A 16,495-nucleotide genomic window follows, 5' to 3' on the forward strand; every position below is an offset into this window, starting at 1 on the left:
GTCTCAGCCGACACGCGACTCCTCGACGGGCGTCGCCTCGGCGTGCTGTGCGGCCTCGGTGGCGCTGTAGGAGGAGGCGAAGGTGAACGCGCGCGGGGACGGGCCGTTCGTCCGTAGGTCCGCCAGCCGCTCCAGGGCCTCGGCGACGCTCGGCACGTGTCCGGCGGGGACCCACCACAGCACCAGGTGCGACTCGACGTGCCGTGCGAACCATTCGCGGCGCCGCCGCATCACCTCCAGGTGCCCACTGCGGTAGGCGAAGTCCCACAGGGCGTCCTGGGTCTCCCAGACCGACAGGTTGACGATGACGTCCTCGCCCGCCGGGCGCAGGGCGGTGGCGTCGGCCGCGCCGTCCTCCACCAGCCGCCACACGAAGCCGGGTGTGCCGTCGGCGGCGGCGTTGACCGGGTCGAGGAGCTCGACGAACGGCGCCAGGCGCGGGTCGTCGAGGGGGTGGAGGAGCGTGGCGACGTTGAGTTGGGCGAGGTGGGCGGCGGTGTGCGGGGATGCGGTCATGGCCTCATCCCAGCACGGCGTGGTTTTCTATGTCAATGATCGTTGTTTTTAGAAGGCTCGACCACCACGCAGCACTCGCCCGGCCGGGCGTCCATGCGGGCGCGTACGGCGCCGTCCGCGCCCAGGAGGCCCTCCAGGAGCGCGAGGTTCATGCCGCAGACGAGGGGCGGGAAGCGTTCGGCGACGGCGTGGAAGGGGCAGTTGCGCATACGGAGGGTCGTGCCGGCGGCGTCTGCGGCATCCTCGGCATGTTCGGAGCGCTCGGGGGCTTCCAGGTGTGGTTCGTAGCCTCGCGCCGCCAGCGTCTTCATGGCCGCCTCCAGGTCGCCGCACGGCGCCGCCGAGCCGCGCAGCTCCTCGCCCCGGCGGCGTGCGGCCGCGAAGAGTCCGGCGTCGAGCCCGGCCTGCTCGGCCGCCTCGGCGAGCAGCTCGGCGGCGGTGCGGTAGTCGCGGGCCGGCAGGGACACCGACCGCTCGGCCCGCGCCCGCGTGTAGACCTTGGCGGGGCGCCCGGCTCCCGGCCCCGAGCGGCCCGTCAGGCGGCGGCTCCCGCTCTCCAGGAGCCCTGTGTCGGCCAGTTTGTCCAGGTGGTGCGCGGCGAGCGTGCGCGTCACCCCGGTGGCCTCGGCGGCCTCGTTGCGCCCGACCTCACGGCCCTGTGCCGCCACGTACTCGTACAGGCGGCGCCGCACCGGGTCCTGCAGCATGGCGATCGCGTCGATGTCCTGCGTGTCCTCCATCCGGCCATTCTAGGAACAACGCAGGTTGGAGATAGAAGGTCGACGGAGGCGCCCCCCCCCGGCCGGGTGGCCGTCGCGCCGAAGCAGGTGCCGGCGCCCGTGGCCTCCTTCACGTCGACCGAACCGATCGTGCTGCGGGTCGCAGAGGGCGACCGGGGCGTCAACGCCTTTCGCACCTTCGGACCGGACGCCACCGGCGACGAGGGGGGAGGATCGCGCCTTCCGCGACGGCCTGGGCGGCGTCGACGCCCTGCTGCCGTACAGGGACCCTGTCGACGTCGGCCGTTCGGGCGGCAACGTCCGGCCCTTCTCCGCGTACGAGCGGTGGTCACGGCTCGGCGAGAGGTACGCGGCGGGGTCGGCGGGGCGGGCTCTCACCCCTGCCGTCGGCCGCGCCCGAGGACCGGAATCGGGGCTGGGGCCGGGGCCGGAGTCGGGTCCGGGCGCGGAACCGGGGCCGAAACCGGGGTTGGGGCCGGGACCGGGCTCACGGTCCGCGCCAGATGTTGGCGAAGGCGGTGTTCTCGATGGTCCGCCTCTGACGTACGGCTTCGAGTTCCATCACCGCGTCGTGGACGACGGCGACCACCGTCGTCACCGCCTCGTCGTCGAGGCCGGACTCGTCGTCGGACCGACCGCTGTCGATGCCCACGGTCGAGGCGAGGGCGGCCAGGACGGGTTCGTTCTCCTCCCAGCGGTCGGCGGCCCGGCGGCTCGCGGGTGTGTCGGCCGGTTCCACGCGTTCCGGCCCGAAGGGCAGCAGGCCGCTCCGCTTCCGCGTCAGCTCACCGGCGCCCTCCAGCGCGGTCCGGTACGCGGCCGAGAGGTCGCGGCCCCGGCGCCACAGCCAGTCCTCGACGAGCTCGTACGGCTCCTCGCGGGAGAGTTCCGCCGCGGCCTCGCCGAGGAGCCGGTCGTCCGGCGCCGACGGCTCGCCCGGCACGATGCGGTCGTCGTCCACGGTGACGGCCCCGGCGCCGAGGAGATCGATCAGCTCGGCTCCCGCGAGTGCGAGCGACAGGTCTCCCTGGCCCACGGAACGGTCCGACCTCGGGTCCATGGCGATGATGAACAGGTCTTTCGCCGTGGTCATGAAGGCTCCCCTCGGAACATCGACAACGATGCGTTCCCGCCCCCCACCCGGCCGGCCCTGTCCAGGACCGGTCGGGCGCGAGGCGACTGCCACGATCAGTATCGCCCCCCGCCCGCACGTCCGAAGCCCCGTCGCGGGGAGGGGAGTTCCGCCCGGCGGTCAGGGGGCGAGGGTGAGGGCGAACCGGGCGAAGACATCGGACACGTCGTCGATCCAGCCCACGTGCCGCCGGCCGTGGTGACGATGTCCTCGGCGTCGTAGCAGTGGCCGGCGGTGACGAGCCACTGGCGTTGGTCCACGGTGCTGACGGCCGGGATGCCGCTGGTGCAGGCTGCCCGTCTGCCCGTCTGCCCGTCTGCCCGTCTGCCCGTCTGCCCGTCTGCCCGTCCGCCCGTCCGCCCGTCCCCCGTCCGTCCGCCCGCGCCCGCGGGCCCGAGCGCGCCTCCGGCGTAGAACTCGGTGGCGGCGGGCCGTCGTGACACGTCGGCGTGTCGCCCGGCGGGTGTGCTTGACACTGAAATCGAACATCCATTCTCATGGAAGCCCGGCCCTTGGAATCTCGGGCTTCTCGCCGAGTTGTCCACAGGCTGGAGGGGACGTCGGGGCCCATTGTCAGTGGCAGGGGTTAGCGTCTTTCACATGAAGCGATCGACTCAAGCAAACCGGGTGGAACCCATGGCAGGAACCGACCGCGAGAAGGCGCTCGACGCCGCGCTCGCACAGATTGAACGCCAATTCGGCAAGGGTGCCGTGATGCGCATGGGCGACCGCACCCAGGAGCCGATCGAGGTGATCCCGACCGGATCGACCGCCCTCGACATCGCCCTCGGCGTCGGCGGCCTGCCGCGCGGCCGTGTCGTGGAGGTCTACGGTCCGGAGTCCTCCGGCAAGACGACCCTGACCCTGCACGCGGTGGCCAACGCCCAGAAGGCCGGCGGCCAGGTGGCCTTCGTGGACGCCGAGCACGCCCTCGACCCCGAGTACGCCAAGAAGCTCGGCGTCGACATCGACAACCTCATCCTGTCCCAGCCGGACAGCGGCGAGCAGGCCCTCGAGATCGTCGACATGCTGGTCCGCTCCGGCGCCCTCGACCTGATCGTCATCGACTCCGTCGCCGCGCTCGTCCCGCGTGCGGAGATCGAGGGCGAGATGGGTGACTCGCACGTGGGTCTCCAGGCCCGTCTGATGAGCCAGGCGCTCCGGAAGATCACCGGCGCGCTCAACCAGTCCAAGACCACCGCGATCTTCATCAACCAGCTCCGCGAGAAGATCGGCGTGATGTTCGGCTCGCCGGAGACCACGACCGGTGGCCGCGCCCTGAAGTTCTACGCCTCGGTGCGCCTCGACATCCGCCGTATCGAGACCCTCAAGGACGGCACGGACGCGGTCGGCAACCGCACCCGCGTCAAGGTCGTCAAGAACAAGGTCGCGCCCCCCTTCAAGCAGGCCGAGTTCGACATCCTCTACGGCCAGGGCATCAGCCGCGAGGGCGGTCTGATCGACATGGGCGTGGAGCACGGCTTCGTCCGCAAGGCCGGTGCCTGGTACACGTACGAGGGCGACCAGCTCGGCCAGGGCAAGGAGAACGCCCGTAACTTCCTGAAGGACAACCCCGACCTCGCCGACGAGATCGAGAGGAAGATCAAGGAGAAGCTGGGCGTCGGCGTCCGGCCCGAGGCCGCCAAGGCCGAGACGGCGACGGACGCGGCCGCCGCCGCGGACACCGCCGGCACGGACGACGCCGCCAAGAGCGTCCCGGCACCCGCGAGCAAGACCGCGAAGGCGACCAAGGCCACCGCGGTCAAGAGCTGAACCAGTGACCGGTCGCACCGAATGGCCGGGTGACAGCCCCGACTCGTCGAGGGCCGAGAAGGAGCTGTCACCCCAGGACCCGGCCGAGCGGGCGCGGGCGATCTGCCTGCGCCTGCTCACCGGGAACCCCCGCACGCGCAAGCAGCTCGCCGACGCACTGCGCAAGCGGGAGATCCCCGACGAGGTGGCCGAGGAGGTCCTCTCCCGCTTCGAGGACGTCGGGCTCATCGACGACGCCGCCTTCGCGGGGGCCTGGGTGGAGTCGCGCCACCACGGCCGGGGCCTCGCCCGCCGGGCCCTCGCCCGCGAGCTGCGGACCAAGGGCGTCGAGCCGGCCCTCATCCAGGAGGCGGTGGAGCAGCTCGACTCCGACCAGGAGGAGGCCACCGCGCGGGAGCTCGTCGCCCGCAAACTGCGCGCCACCCGCGGTCTCGACCGCGACCGGCGCCTGAGACGGCTCGCCGGGATGCTCGCCCGCAAGGGCTATCCCGAGGGCATGGCCCTCCGCGTGGTCCGCCAGGCGCTGGAGGCCGAGGGCGAGGACACGGACGGGCTCGACGAGTCCTTCTGATCCCCGGGGGAGATCAGAAGGAGCGTCCCGTCCCGTCCGGGGCTCAGCCCGATGTCGTCGGCAGCAGGACCGGGAGGCCCGCCGACTTCCAGGCCTGGAAGCCGCCGATCAGGTCGGTTGCCCGGTGCAGGCCCAGACGGCGCAGGGACTCGGCCGCGAGGGAGGAGGCGTAGCCCTCGTTGCAGAGGACCACCACCAGCAGGTCGTGGCCCGTCGCCTCCGGCGCGCGATGGCTGCCCTGCGGGTCCAGTCGCCATTCCAGTTCGTTGCGTTCCACCACCAGCGCGCCCGGGATCAGGCCGTCCCGTTCGCGCAGGGCCGCGTAGCGCGTGTCCACCAGGAGCGCCTCACCCGTCTCGTACGCCTCGTAGGCGGCCCGCGGTTCGATCCGGTCGAGGCCGGACCTGACCTGCTCCAGGAGCTCGTCGATGCCGACGCGGTCGTTGTCGCTGTCGCTCACTGCCAGTCCTCCGGGCGTTCGACCTGCTCGAGACGGAGTACCGCGCCCGTTCGGCTGAAGCGCCGGATCAGCGGGAGCGGCGGATAGTAGGCGTGCACCGAGACGGCGTGGGTGTCGGGGGACTCGTTGAGCACCTCGTGCACGTGGTGACGGCCGAAGGCGCGGCCGCCGCCCTCCCCGAGCCGGCGGGAGCGGTCGAGGCCGTCGGCCAGTTCCAGGGTCTTCCAGCCGCTCGCCGGCAGTCGGACCGCCAGCGCGTTCTCGGTGAGGGTGCCGCGCGCGGTGGCGAAGGCGCCCAGCGACTCGGCGTGGTCGTGCCAGCCCGTGCCCGTGCCGGGCGGCCAGCCGATGAGCCAGGCCTCGCTGCCGCCGGGGCCTTCGAGCCGTACCCAGGTACGGCCCTCGGGGTCGAGGGGCAGGGAGTCGACCAGTTCCCGGTCCGCCGCCGTGCGCCGGACGAAGTCGAGCAGATCGGCCGCTGTCGGGGCGCCGGGGGGCGGGGCGGCGGGAGCGGCGGGGGAGTCGGCGGAGGCGTCGGCGGAGACGCTCAGGGAGCGTGCGGGGGCGGGTTGAGACACGGGTGACCGTCCTGGGTTCGCTGAGAGCGCGCGGCGGCAGCACGGCACACGGACGTACCTGGACGTACGGCGGTGGCGGGGCGCGCGGGGAAGGGGCGAGTCAGCAGGACGGGCGACACACGCAGCCCGCATAGCGGACGAGGTCCATATGGACCCTCCGCCACAGGCGCACATCGGTGTCGGTCACGCTCCGGAGTACACCATGCGCGCCGATGGGAATCAATGCATGTCCGCCGTGCGGTCACTCCCCGTGGACGCTCCGGCGGCTCCCACCTTCGCCGCGGCCTTCGCTCCCGCCTTCGTCCCCGCCTTCGTCCCGGCCTTCGCTCCCGCCTTCGCCGCGGCCTTGGCTCCGGGGTCCGTCCCGTCCTCCGTCCCGGTCTCCTGCTCGTCCTCCTGCTCGTCCTCCGGATCGTCGGTCGGCGAGCCGCCGCGGGCCGCGTCCGCCGCCGCGTACAGCTCCTCGGGGTGCACCCCGGCGAAGGCCGCGACGAGATGCCCGTCGGGCCGTACCAGCAGGACGGCGTGGGCGGGGGCGCCCGGGTAGGCCTCCGTCACCAGGACCTCGGCCTTCGCCGGGAGGGCGGCGACCGCCTCTTCGAGTCGGGGCATCACCCCGGCGCCGCGCCAGTGCCGCCGGTCCCAGACCCCGGTGCCGGGGGCGACCAGGAGGACCAGGAGGCGGCCCTGACCCAGTCGGTCCCGGAGCCGTACGGTCGTGCCGTCCGGGGCGGTCACGCGGACGTCCTCGACCGGGGCGCCCTCCGGGGTGCCGACCGGGGTCCGGCCCTCGGTGTACGGAGGCGCGAGGGGGGAGTGGGGGTACGCCGGGGGCGCGCCGAGCGGGCCGCGCCCCACATGGCCGTCGGTGAGGAGGGCGTCGTGGCCTCGCGTGGCCCCCGGGAGGTACGTCCGCAGGCCGCCGCCGCCCCGCAGCACCGGCAGCGACTGGTCGGCGCCGCGCAGCCGGTGGGCGACCGCCGCGCGCCGCTCGCTCTGGTAGCTGTCGAGCAGCCGCTCGGAGGCTCCGTGGTGCCAGGTGTGGGCGAGTTTCCAGGCGAGGTTGTCGACGTCCCTCAACCCCTCGTCGAGGCCCTGGGTGCCGACCGCGCCGAGCAGGTGTGCCGCGTCCCCGGCGAGGAGGACACGGTCGACCCGCCAGCGCCGGGCGAGCCGGTGGTGGAGGGTGTGCACGCCGGTGTCGATGAGTTCGTACGGGGGCGTCACGCCGTCGCACCAGCCGGCCAGGGTCTCGCGGATCCGGCCCACCAGCGCGTCGGGGGTGACGAGGTCGCCCCGGGGCGGCAGCAGCCAGTCGATCCGCCACACCCCGTCGGGCAGCGGGCGGGCGGTGATCTCGTCGGCGGCGCCGCGCCACGGCGGCTGACGGTGCAACAGTGCCTCGCCGGGCCAGGGGAGTTCGGTGCGGAGCGCGGCGACCGCGTGCCGCTCCACGGCCGTACGGCCCGGGAAGCGGATGCCGAGCAGTTTGCGTACGGTCGAGCGGGCGCCGTCGCAGCCGACGAGGTGGCTGCCGCGCCACCAGGTGCCCGCCGGGCCCCGGGTGTGGGCGACGACGCCGTCGGGGTCCTGCTCGATGGTGTCGAGCCGGGCCTCGGTGACGAGCCGGATCAGCTTCTGGTGGGCGATGGCGTCACGCAGCCCGCGTGCGAGGGCGTGCTGCGGGATGTGCAGCGGCGCGGCCGGGGCGGAGGGCGCGGCGGGGTCCTCGGACCACTCCTCCGTACCGCCGAGTCCCAGGTCGAGGGTGAGGTGGCGGACCACCTGGCGGCGGCGCATGCCGCGCCAGCCGACCCAGCGGACACCCTCGTCACGCAGGGTGGTGCAGCCGAGCCGCTCGACCATGGCGGCCATGTCGGCGCGCAGCACGACGCTGCGGGCGGGGCGTGGTTCGTCCTTGCCGGAGCCCTCGTCGAGGACGACGCTGGGCACGCCCTGCGCGGCGAGCGCGAGGGAGAGCGCGAGGCCGACCGGCCCCGCGCCCACGATGATCACCGGGTCCACGGCGCGGCTCCTGAAGGCCGGACGGTCATGGGGGCAGCACATCTGAGTGTGGCACGAGCCCGGTGCTTGATCACAGACCGTATGCAACCCACTGAGGGTGCTTGCGTCAAGCGACGGGGTGGGCGCGGTGCGGCTGACCTGAAGTCAGTACCGCTCCGGCCCACCCCTGTTGTCCCAGGGACCCCTGTGGGGTCAGCCGCCGCTTACGGCGTCGCTCTTCACATCTACCTTGGCGTCGGTGGTTCCGGCCTGGGCCGGGATGGTCACCGCGGCGGACTTCCTGCCCCGCCGCAGACGCTTCTCCAGGCGTCCGGCGAGGCTGGTGAGGATCGCGTTGATGACGATGTAGATCAGCGCGATGACCGTGAACGTGGCGATCGTGTTGGCGCCGTAGTTGGCCGTGATCTGCCGGTTCTGGCTGAGCAGCTCCGTGAACCCGAGCAGCGCGCCGCCGATGGCGGTGTCCTTGACGATGACGACGAGCTGGCTGACCAGGGCGGGGAGCATGACGGTCACGGCCTGCGGCAGCAGGACGTACATCATGGTCTGGCCCTTGCGCATGCCGAGCGCCTCGGCCGCGTCGCCCTGGCCGCGGGGCAGCGAGAGCACTCCGGCGCGGACGACCTCGGCGATCACCGAGGCGTTGTAGAGCACCAGGGCGGTGACGACCGCGTACAGGGGGCGGAAGTCGGAGCTGATGGTGGTGAACTCGCGGTAGATCGCGCTCGCGAACATCATCAGGAGCAGGACCGGGATGGCGCGGAAGAACTCCACGACCGTGCCGACGGGCACCCGCACCCAACGGTGGTCGGAGAGCCGGCCGATGCCGAGGAGGGCGCCGAGCGGCAGCGCGATCAGGATGGAGAGCCCGGCGGCCTTGAGGGTCTCGGTCAGGCCGGGGAGCAGGTACGTCGTCCAGACCTGGGAGTCCGTGACGAACGGCTTCCACTTGTCGGCGTCCAGCTGGTGCTTGTCGGCCAGAGCGCCCAGGACCCACCACGCGACCAGCGCGAGGACGGCCAGGAAGCCGATCGTGTAGAGGACGTTCCGCCGCTTGGCGTGCGGGCCGGGAGTGTCGTACAGGACGGAACTCATCGCTTCACCGCCAGTCGCTTGGCCACCCAGCCGAGGAGCAGGCCGGTGGGGAGGGTGAGGACGATGAAGCCGAAGGCGAAGATGGCGAAGACGGCGAAGAGCGCGTCGGTCTCGTTCTCGATCATCGCCTTCATCAGGAACGCCGCCTCGGCGGCACTGATCGCCGCGGCCACCGTGGTGTTCTTGGTGAGGGCGATCAGGACGTTCGCGAGCGGGGCCACCACGGCGCGGAAGGCCTGCGGGAGCACCACCAGCGTGAGGACCTGGGTGAAGCTCAGCCCCAGCGCGCGGGCCGCCTCGGCCTGGCCCGGCGGAACGGTGTTGATGCCCGAGCGCAGCGCCTCGCAGACGAAGGTGCCGGTGTACGCGGTGAGTCCGAGGATCGCGAGCCGGAAGCCGATCTCCTCGAAGGTGCCGCCGCCGAGCTTGATGCCGAGGGTCTGGTTGAGGCCGAAGGAGCAGGCCACGATGACCACGGTCAATGGCGTGTTCCGGACGATGTTGACGTACGCGGTGCCGAAGGCCCGCATGACGGGCACCGGGCTGACCCGCATCGCGACCAGGGCGGTGCCCCAGATCAGTGAGCCGATCGCCGAGTAGAGGGCGAGCTGCGCCGTCACCCAGAAGGCGCCGAGCAGGTCGTACTGCCCGGAATCAAGAAAGTCGAACACGATGCCCGCGCTCTCCCCTGGTGGTCGGTCGGTGTGAAGGCCGGTGCGGGGGCAGCGGCCGGTGCGGGTCCGTGACGTCCGCCCTGAGCGGGGCGGCCGTCACGGACCGAGCGGGGTGGATCAGCCGGCGATCTTCGGCGCGGGGTCGTTCTTGTAGCCCGAGGGGCCGAAGTGCTGCTTGACGAGCTTGTCCCAGGTGCCGTCGGAGACCATCTTCTCGAGGGCCTTGTTGATCTTGCCCTTGAGCTCGGAGTCGCCCTTCTTGATGCCGATGCCGTAGTTCTCGTCGCTCATGGAGAGACCGGCCAGCTTGAACTTGCCCTGGTGCTCCTTCTGCGAGGCGTAGCCCGCGAGGATGGAGGCATCCGTGGTCAGCGCGTCGACGGCCTTGTTCTCCAGGCCGGTGAGGCACTCGGAGTAGCCGCCGAGCTGCTGGAGGTCGGCCTTGGGGGCCAGCTTCTCCTTGACGTTCTGCGCGGAGGTCGAGCCGGTGACCGAGCAGAGCTTCTTGGAGTTGAGGTCGTCGACCTTGGTGATCGAGGAGTCGTCGGCGCGCACCAGCAGGTCCTGGTGGGTCACGAAGTACGGGCCGGCGAAGTCGACCTCCTTGAGGCGCTTCTCGTTGATCGAGTAGCTGGCGACGACGAACTTCACGTCACCGTTCTTGATCAGGTTCTCGCGCTCGGCGCTCGGCGCCTGCTTCCAGTTGATCTTGTCCTCGGCGAAGCCGAGCTCCTTGGCGACGTACTTGGCGACGTCCACGTCGAAGCCGGCGTACGTGCCGTCCGGGGTCTTCAGGCCGAGGCCGGGCTGGTCGAACTTGATGCCGACGGTGATCTTGTCACCGTTGCTGCCCGAGTCGGAGCCGCCGCCACAGGCGGTGGCGGTCAGCGCGAGGACGATGGCGGCCGCGGCGGCGGCGGGGGTGCGACGAAGCTTCATCGAGGAATGTCCCTTGGTCTAGAAGTGAGTTGGGAAGAATAGGCCCGAACTCGCTCAGTGGTGAAGGATCTTGGAGAGGAAGTCCTTGGCCCGGTCACTGCGCGGGTTGCTGAAGAACTCCTCCGGCGTCGCCTGCTCGACGATGCGACCGTCCGCCATGAAGACGACCCGGTTGGCGGCGGAGCGCGCGAAGCCCATCTCGTGGGTCACGACGACCATCGTCATGCCGTCCCGTGCCAGCTGCTGCATGACCTCGAGGACCTCGTTGATCATCTCGGGGTCGAGCGCGGAGGTCGGCTCGTCGAACAGCATGACCTTCGGGCCCATCGCCAGCGCGCGGGCGATCGCCACGCGCTGCTGCTGGCCGCCGGACAGCTGCGCCGGGTACTTGTCCGCCTGGGTGCCGACCCCGACCCTGTCGAGCAGGGTGCGGGCCTTCTCCTCGGCGGCCTTCTTCTCCGTCTTCCGGACCTTGATCTGGCCCAGCATCACGTTCTCGAGCACCGTCTTGTGCGCGAAGAGGTTGAACGACTGGAAGACCATGCCGACGTCGGAACGCAGGCGGGCGAGCTCCCTGCCCTCCGCCGGCAGCGGCTTGCCGTCGATGGTGATGGTGCCGGAGTCGACGCTCTCCAGCCGGTTGATCGTGCGGCACAGCGTCGACTTCCCGGACCCGGAGGGTCCGATGACGACCACGACTTCGCCGCGGCTGATCGTCAGATCGATGTCCTGGAGGACATGCAGTGCGCCGAAGTGCTTGTTCACGCCGGACAGTACGACCAGGTCGTCCGTGGCGTGCGGGGTGTCCTCGGGACCCTTGGGCAGGGGCTTGGACACAGACTCTCCGCTCATCGGGCTCTAGCTCCGTCCTCCTCGGTTGGGGAGGACACTAGAGACCCGATGTGATGACCGTCATCACATCTGAGCGGAAATTGAGGATAACGATCCGGCCGCAACCGGACACAGTGTGTGAACGGGACACCGCGGGCCGTACCGGCTGCATAACGGAAACGCCGCCGTCACAGCGGGACACTTGACTGTGGCACCGATGTTCGGTGTTCATGCCCTGGTACCACCTGGTACACAGAGAGCCGCCATCAGGAACATCTTCACGGAGGAGGTACGTATGCGACTGCTGCTCGTCGAGGACGACGATCATGTCGCCGCCGCCCTCTCCGCGATCCTCGCGAAGCACGGCTTCACGGTGACCCACGCCCGCAACGGCGAGGAGGCGCTCCAGGCCGTGCTGCCCACGGCGCAGGGCGAGCGTCCCTCGTACGGGGTGATCCTGCTGGACCTCGGTCTGCCCGACCAGGACGGCTACCAGGTCTGCGGCCGCATCCGGAAGCTCACCACCACCCCGGTGATCATGGTGACCGCGCGCGGCGACGTACGCTCCCGGATCCACGGGCTCAACCTCGGCGCCGACGACTACGTCGTCAAGCCGTACGACCCCGGCGAGCTCCTCGCCCGGATCCACGCCGTCAGCCGGCGCAACGCCGGCGCGGAGGAGACGACGGGCGGCGGCGCGGCCACCGACGGAACCCGGCTGCGGCTCGGCTCCGTCACCATCGAGCTGCCCACCCGCCGGGTCAGCGTCGACGGCGAGAGCGTGCCCCTCACCCGCAAGGAGTTCGACCTGCTCGCCCTCCTCGCGCAGCGCCCCGGAGTCGTCTTCCGCCGCGAACAGATCATCAGCGAGGTCTGGCGCACCAGTTGGGAGGGGACCGGCCGCACCCTGGAGGTGCATGTCGCCTCCCTGCGCTCCAAGCTCCGGATGCCCGCCCTGATCGAGACCGTGCGGGGCGTCGGCTACCGCCTGGTCGCCCCCGCCGCCTAACCGTCGGACGGCCCCTCCGTGCGCACCCGCCTCCTTCCGCTGCTCATCGTGCTGATGGCCGGCGTCCTGCTCGCCCTCGGCTTCCCGCTCGCCGCCAGCCTCGCCGCCTCCGAGCAGCAGCGCGTCGTCGTCGACCGGCTCGACGACGCCGCGCGCTTCGCCGCGCTCGCCCAGTTCGTCAGCGAGACCAGCCCCGGCACCGACGAGCGGCGCACCACCCTCGGCGGCGAACTCGCCAGCTACCACGACGTGTACGGCATCCGGGCCGGCATCTTCTACCGCAACAACCGGTCCATGGCCGCCGCGCCCGAGGACTGGGTCGTCCCGTACGAGGGGGAGGGCCGCCGCGCCTTCAACGAGTCGCTGCTCGGCCGCCGCAGCCACGATCCGCCCCAGGTGTGGCCCTGGCAGGCCCACGCCCGGCTCATCATCGCCTCCCCCGTCGTCAGCGACGGCGACGTCATCGCGGTCGTCGTCACCGACTCGCCCACCGGGCAGCTCCGGCTCCGCATCCTGCGCGGCTGGCTGCTGATCTTCGCGGGCGAGTCCCTGGCCATGCTGGTCGCCGTCGGCGCCGCCTTCCGGCTCACCGGCTGGGTCCTGCGGCCCGTCCGCGTCCTCGACTCCGTCACCCACGACATCGCCACCGGCCGGATGAACTCCCGGGTCGCCGCGACCGGCGGACCGCCCGAACTCAGGCGCCTCGCCCTCTCGTTCAACGAGATGGCCGACAACGTCGAGGAGGCGCTCGAACAGCAGCGGGCCTTCGTCGCCGACGCCTCCCACCAGCTGCGCAACCCGCTGGCCGCGCTGCTCCTGCGGATCGAGCTGCTCGCCATGGAGCTCCCCGAGGGGAACGAGGAGATCGCCTCCGTACGGACCGAGGGCAAGCGCCTCTCACAGGTCCTCGACGACCTCCTCGACCTGGCGCTCGCCGAGCACGCGGCGGCCGAGCTGCGGCTCATCGACGTGGGCGCGCTCGCCGCCGAGCGGGTCGCCTCCTGGCGGCCGGTCGCCGACGACAAGGGCGTCGTGCTCACCGGGGAGTGCGGGGCGGTCACGGCCTGGGCGGACCCGGTGGCGCTCTCCAGCGCGCTGGACGCGGTGATCGACAACGCGCTGAAGTTCACCCCGGCCGGGGAGGAGGTCACCGTGACGGCCAAGGCACAGCCCGGCGGGGAGAACGTCGCCGTCGTCGTGGCCGACCACGGGCCGGGCCTCACGGACGAGGAGCTGGGCCGGGTCGGCGACCGCTTCTGGCGCTCGGGCCGGCACCAGAACATCAAGGGATCGGGCCTCGGCCTCTCGATCACCCGCGTCCTGCTCACGGCGGGCGGCGGCGGCATCGCGTTCGCGCCGAACGAGCCCCACGGGCTGCGCGTGACGGTCACCGTGCCCCGGAACCCCCCGGTGGCGCAGCCGGGGGAGCGGTGGACGCCGGCGGAGCGGTAGGGCGGTAGACGGCGGGGCGGCCGGGGCGGGGCGCGGCGGCGCGGCGGGGCGGCGGGGCGGCCGGGGCGCGGCGCGGCTAGGGCCGGGCCCTCTCCGGGAGGCTCAGGGCTTCACCGAGCGGTAGTAGCGGCGGGCGCCGTCGTGCAGGGTCAGGGGCTCGGTGTAGACGGCGGTCCGCAGGTCCACCAGCTGGGCCGGGTGGACCTTGCGGCCGATCCGGTCCCGGCTCCCGATCACCGTACGCGTGAAGCCCTCGACCAGGTCGTCGTCGGCCTCCTCGGTCGTGACCAGCAGGTTCGCCACCGCGAGGGTCTCGATCGGCAGGCCGTCCTGCGCCTTGGCGTACGCGTCGGCGGGGATCACCGCTGACCGGTAGTGACGGGTCGAGTCGCCGACGTCGTGGAGCCGGTCGATCAGCGCCGAGTCGAGCGGCAGCAGCCGGATCTCGAAGCGCTCGGACAGCGTCTGCACCGGCTGGGTGGGCAGGCCGCCCGACCAGAAGAAGGCGTCGAGCTCGCCCCGCTCCATCAGTCCGGGCATGGTGTCGATGCCCGCCGGGACGGGCACGATGTCCCGGTCCGGGGTGAGGCCCGCGGCCGCGAGGACCCGGTCGGCGATCAGTCGTACGCCGGACCTGTCCTGACCGACGCCGACCCGGAGGCCGCGCAGGTCCCGCACCTTCTGCAGCGGGGAGCCCTTGCGCACCACGATCTGCACGTAGTCGTCGTAGAGCCGGGCGCAGCCGCGCAGCCGCTCCCAGCCGGGCTTGCGCTCCCGCTGGTACTGGGCGACCGCGTCCGCCGTCGCGACGGTGAAGTCGGCCTCGCCGGTGGCCACCCGCTGCACGTTCTGCTGGGAGCCCTCGCTCTCCTTCAGCGTTATCGACACCTCGGGCAGGTCCTGTGCAAGGTCCTGCTTGAGGAGGTCTCCGTACCGCTGGTAGACGCCGGTGGAGACTCCCGTGCTGAAGGTGACCGAGCCGCGGGGAGTGGGGGAACCGAAGGGCATCAGCCACCACGCCAGCACCCCGCACACCGCGAGCAGCGCGGTCGCGCCCGCCAGGACACGGCGGCGGGCAGCACGGGAGAGGGAGGCGAACATGCTCGCGATCCTGCCAGGCCGCAGGCGTGTCTGGCCAGGCTCGATCGCGTGAGGGGGCGGCGGAGCCGGCGGCGGGGTGGCGCCCCGCGCGTGCCTGGGGGCGGCGCCCCGCGCGTGGCCGGGGGTGGCGCCCGCGCGTGGCCAGGGTGCGCCCCGCGCGTGGCCGGGGTGGCGCCCCGCGCGTGCCTGGGGGTGGCGCCCGCGCGTGGCCGGGGTGGCGCCCCGCGCGGGACCTGGCGAGAGGTCCGCTCGAGGCGGGTACGCAGCCCGAGCGTCCGGTACGAAGCCGGAGAGGTCGGTACGAAGCCGGGAGAGGCCGGTACGAAGCCCGAGAAGCCCGTGTGAGGCCGCGCGGGCCCGGCGAGGGGTCCGCGCGGCCGTGCCGGTCAGTAGGCGAAGGCGGACTTGCCCGTCACGGTCGTGGCGACGTGAGTGATGCCACTGCCGGGCGGCAGCGCCACCGTGGTGCCGGTGGGGTTGGTGGTCGTGCCGTCGCCGAGCTGGGCGGCCGCGTTGGCACCCCAGCCGATCACCGAGCCGTCGTCCAGCGCGGCCACGGTGAAGTCGGCGCCGCCCGCGATGCTCTGGACGCCCTTGAGCGTGTCCAGGACGACCGGGGTGGTGCGGTTGGCGTTCGTGCCGTCGCCGAGCTGCCGGTCGGTGTTCTTGCCCCAGCCGGCCAGGCTGCCGTCGTCGAGGACGGCGAAGCCGGAGGCGGAGGTGGCGAAGATCCTGGCCACGGCGTCGAGGTAGGCGACGTCCACCGGCTTGTTGCTGTCGGCGGTGGTGTCGTTGCCGAGCTGGCCCTCGGCACCCTTGCCCCAGGCCTTGACCACGCCGTCGGCGGTGAGCGCGAGGACGTGGTCGCAGCCCACGGCCACGGACTCGACGTCGACGAGGTCGGGCACCTTCTGCGGGGTCTCGCGCGTGGTGTTGTTGCCGGTGCCCAGGCGCCCGTTGTCGCCCTTGCCCCAGGTCCAGACCGTGCCGTCCTGCCGGAGCGCCACGCTGAAGTCGCAGCCCGCGCCGACGTCCTCGACCTTGTCCAGGCTCTGCACGGGGATCGGGGCCTTGTACGGGTTGGTGGTGTCCTGGCCGGTGCCCAGCTGCTTGGAGGCGTTGCTGCCCCAGGCGAGGACCCGGCCGCCCTTGACGGCGAGGGCGTGGTTGAGGCCCGCGGAGACCTCGCTCACGCCGGAGAGTCCGGCGACGGTCGCGGGGAAGGACTGGGCGACGAGGGTGCCGTTGCCGAGCTGGCCGGTGGCGTTGTTGCCCCAGCTCTTCACGGTGCCGTCGTTGAGGAGGGCGACGGTGAAGCCGTTGGCGGCTGCCGCGGCGCCGCCGCCTCCTCCGGAGAGCTCGCGCACGTCGTCACGGGTGATGCCGACGACGGCGGCGGGGGTCTGCTGGGCGAGGACGCTGCCGTTGCCCAGCTGGCCCTGGGCGTTCTCGCCCCAGGCGCGCACCCAGGGGTCGGTGCCGGCGGAGGCGGGGAGGGCGGAGGCGGTGAGGGCCGCGAGGGACAGCGCGGCGAGGAGGGTGAGACGCAGGGGTGGGGTCATCTGCGTGCCTTTCGCTTCATGAGGGTCGTGGGGTCGG

Annotated in this window: 17 protein-coding genes; 4 read left to right on the forward strand and 13 right to left on the reverse strand. The window is 72.2% G+C overall.

Annotation, left to right across the window (positions count from 1 at the left end; translation table 11 throughout):
• Positions 1–3: 3 nt before the first annotated feature.
• The 3 genes from E0F75_RS32380 to E0F75_RS32390 form a co-directional block, all read right to left on the reverse strand.
• The gene (locus E0F75_RS32380; protein WP_229314528.1) at positions 4–516 is read right to left on the reverse strand and encodes a DUF3291 domain-containing protein; all 513 of its coding nucleotides are present in this window, start codon (positions 514–516) and stop codon (positions 4–6) included.
• Between the two features lie 32 nt (positions 517–548).
• Positions 549–1,256 (reverse strand): metalloregulator ArsR/SmtB family transcription factor, encoded by a 708-nt coding sequence (locus tag E0F75_RS32385; protein WP_229314529.1) that lies wholly within the window; start codon positions 1,254–1,256, stop codon positions 549–551.
• Between the two features lie 487 nt (positions 1,257–1,743).
• On the reverse strand, positions 1,744–2,349 hold the full coding sequence (locus tag E0F75_RS32390; RefSeq protein WP_229314530.1) for a GPP34 family phosphoprotein: 606 nt from the start codon (positions 2,347–2,349) through the stop codon (positions 1,744–1,746).
• A gap of 675 nt (positions 2,350–3,024) precedes the next feature.
• Here E0F75_RS32390 and recA point away from each other — a divergent pair.
• The gene (gene recA / locus E0F75_RS32395; protein ID WP_229314531.1) at positions 3,025–4,161 is read left to right on the forward strand and encodes a recombinase RecA; all 1,137 of its coding nucleotides are present in this window, start codon (positions 3,025–3,027) and stop codon (positions 4,159–4,161) included.
• Between the two features lie 4 nt (positions 4,162–4,165).
• On the forward strand, positions 4,166–4,732 hold the full coding sequence (gene recX / locus E0F75_RS32400) for a recombination regulator RecX (RefSeq protein ID WP_030325669.1): 567 nt from the start codon (positions 4,166–4,168) through the stop codon (positions 4,730–4,732).
• A gap of 43 nt (positions 4,733–4,775) precedes the next feature.
• Here the strand turns inward: recX and E0F75_RS32405 are convergent, their stop codons facing one another.
• The 8 genes from E0F75_RS32405 to E0F75_RS32435 form a co-directional block, all read right to left on the reverse strand.
• Positions 4,776–5,192, reverse strand: coding sequence for a rhodanese-like domain-containing protein (locus tag E0F75_RS32405; RefSeq protein ID WP_229314532.1), 417 nt, complete (start codon positions 5,190–5,192; stop codon positions 4,776–4,778).
• Positions 5,189–5,770, reverse strand: a complete 582-nt coding sequence (locus tag E0F75_RS32410) for a cysteine dioxygenase (RefSeq protein WP_229314533.1) — start codon at positions 5,768–5,770, stop codon at positions 5,189–5,191. The genes E0F75_RS32405 and E0F75_RS32410 overlap by 4 nt, the downstream gene beginning before the upstream one ends.
• Before the next feature lie 100 nt (positions 5,771–5,870).
• Complete coding sequence (locus E0F75_RS40790; RefSeq protein WP_311605579.1) at positions 5,871–5,957, reverse strand: putative leader peptide; 87 nt, start codon at positions 5,955–5,957, stop codon at positions 5,871–5,873.
• A 32-nt stretch (positions 5,958–5,989) separates the two neighbouring features.
• Positions 5,990–7,795: an FAD-dependent monooxygenase gene (locus tag E0F75_RS32415; RefSeq protein WP_229314534.1), complete on the reverse strand. Its 1,806-nt coding sequence runs from the start codon at positions 7,793–7,795 to the stop codon at positions 5,990–5,992.
• Between the two features lie 192 nt (positions 7,796–7,987).
• Positions 7,988–8,890, reverse strand: a complete 903-nt coding sequence (locus E0F75_RS32420) for an amino acid ABC transporter permease (protein WP_229314535.1) — start codon at positions 8,888–8,890, stop codon at positions 7,988–7,990.
• On the reverse strand, positions 8,887–9,561 hold the full coding sequence (locus tag E0F75_RS32425) for an amino acid ABC transporter permease (protein WP_229314536.1): 675 nt from the start codon (positions 9,559–9,561) through the stop codon (positions 8,887–8,889). The genes E0F75_RS32420 and E0F75_RS32425 overlap by 4 nt, the downstream gene beginning before the upstream one ends.
• Positions 9,562–9,681: 120 nt before the next feature.
• The gene (locus E0F75_RS32430; protein ID WP_229314537.1) at positions 9,682–10,503 is read right to left on the reverse strand and encodes a glutamate ABC transporter substrate-binding protein; all 822 of its coding nucleotides are present in this window, start codon (positions 10,501–10,503) and stop codon (positions 9,682–9,684) included.
• A gap of 54 nt (positions 10,504–10,557) precedes the next feature.
• A complete protein-coding gene (locus E0F75_RS32435; RefSeq protein WP_374115474.1) occupies positions 10,558–11,355 on the reverse strand; it encodes an amino acid ABC transporter ATP-binding protein in 798 nt (265 codons plus the stop codon).
• Positions 11,356–11,629: 274 nt separating this feature from the next.
• On the opposite strand from E0F75_RS32435, the gene E0F75_RS32440 reads away from it, so the two are divergent.
• Together E0F75_RS32440 and E0F75_RS32445 are read left to right on the forward strand one after the other, a co-directional pair.
• On the forward strand, positions 11,630–12,343 hold the full coding sequence (locus E0F75_RS32440; protein WP_229314538.1) for a response regulator transcription factor: 714 nt from the start codon (positions 11,630–11,632) through the stop codon (positions 12,341–12,343).
• 18 nt (positions 12,344–12,361) lie between these two features.
• Positions 12,362–13,795 carry a HAMP domain-containing sensor histidine kinase gene (locus E0F75_RS32445; RefSeq protein WP_229314539.1) on the forward strand — a complete coding sequence of 478 codons (1,434 nt, stop codon included), beginning with the start codon at positions 12,362–12,364 and terminating at the stop codon, positions 13,793–13,795.
• 102 nt (positions 13,796–13,897) lie between these two features.
• Here the strand turns inward: E0F75_RS32445 and E0F75_RS32450 are convergent, their stop codons facing one another.
• Positions 13,898–14,896 carry a TAXI family TRAP transporter solute-binding subunit gene (locus E0F75_RS32450; RefSeq protein WP_229314540.1) on the reverse strand — a complete coding sequence of 333 codons (999 nt, stop codon included), beginning with the start codon at positions 14,894–14,896 and terminating at the stop codon, positions 13,898–13,900.
• Positions 14,897–15,282: 386 nt separating this feature from the next.
• On the reverse strand, positions 15,283–16,458 hold the full coding sequence (locus E0F75_RS32455; protein ID WP_267499835.1) for a chromosome condensation regulator RCC1: 1,176 nt from the start codon (positions 16,456–16,458) through the stop codon (positions 15,283–15,285).
• Between the last annotated feature and the right edge of the window lie 37 nt (positions 16,459–16,495).

The organism is Streptomyces sp. CB02980 (assembly GCF_014451325.2).
In the GTDB taxonomy this organism is placed as follows: Bacteria; Actinomycetota; Actinomycetes; order Streptomycetales; family Streptomycetaceae; genus Streptomyces.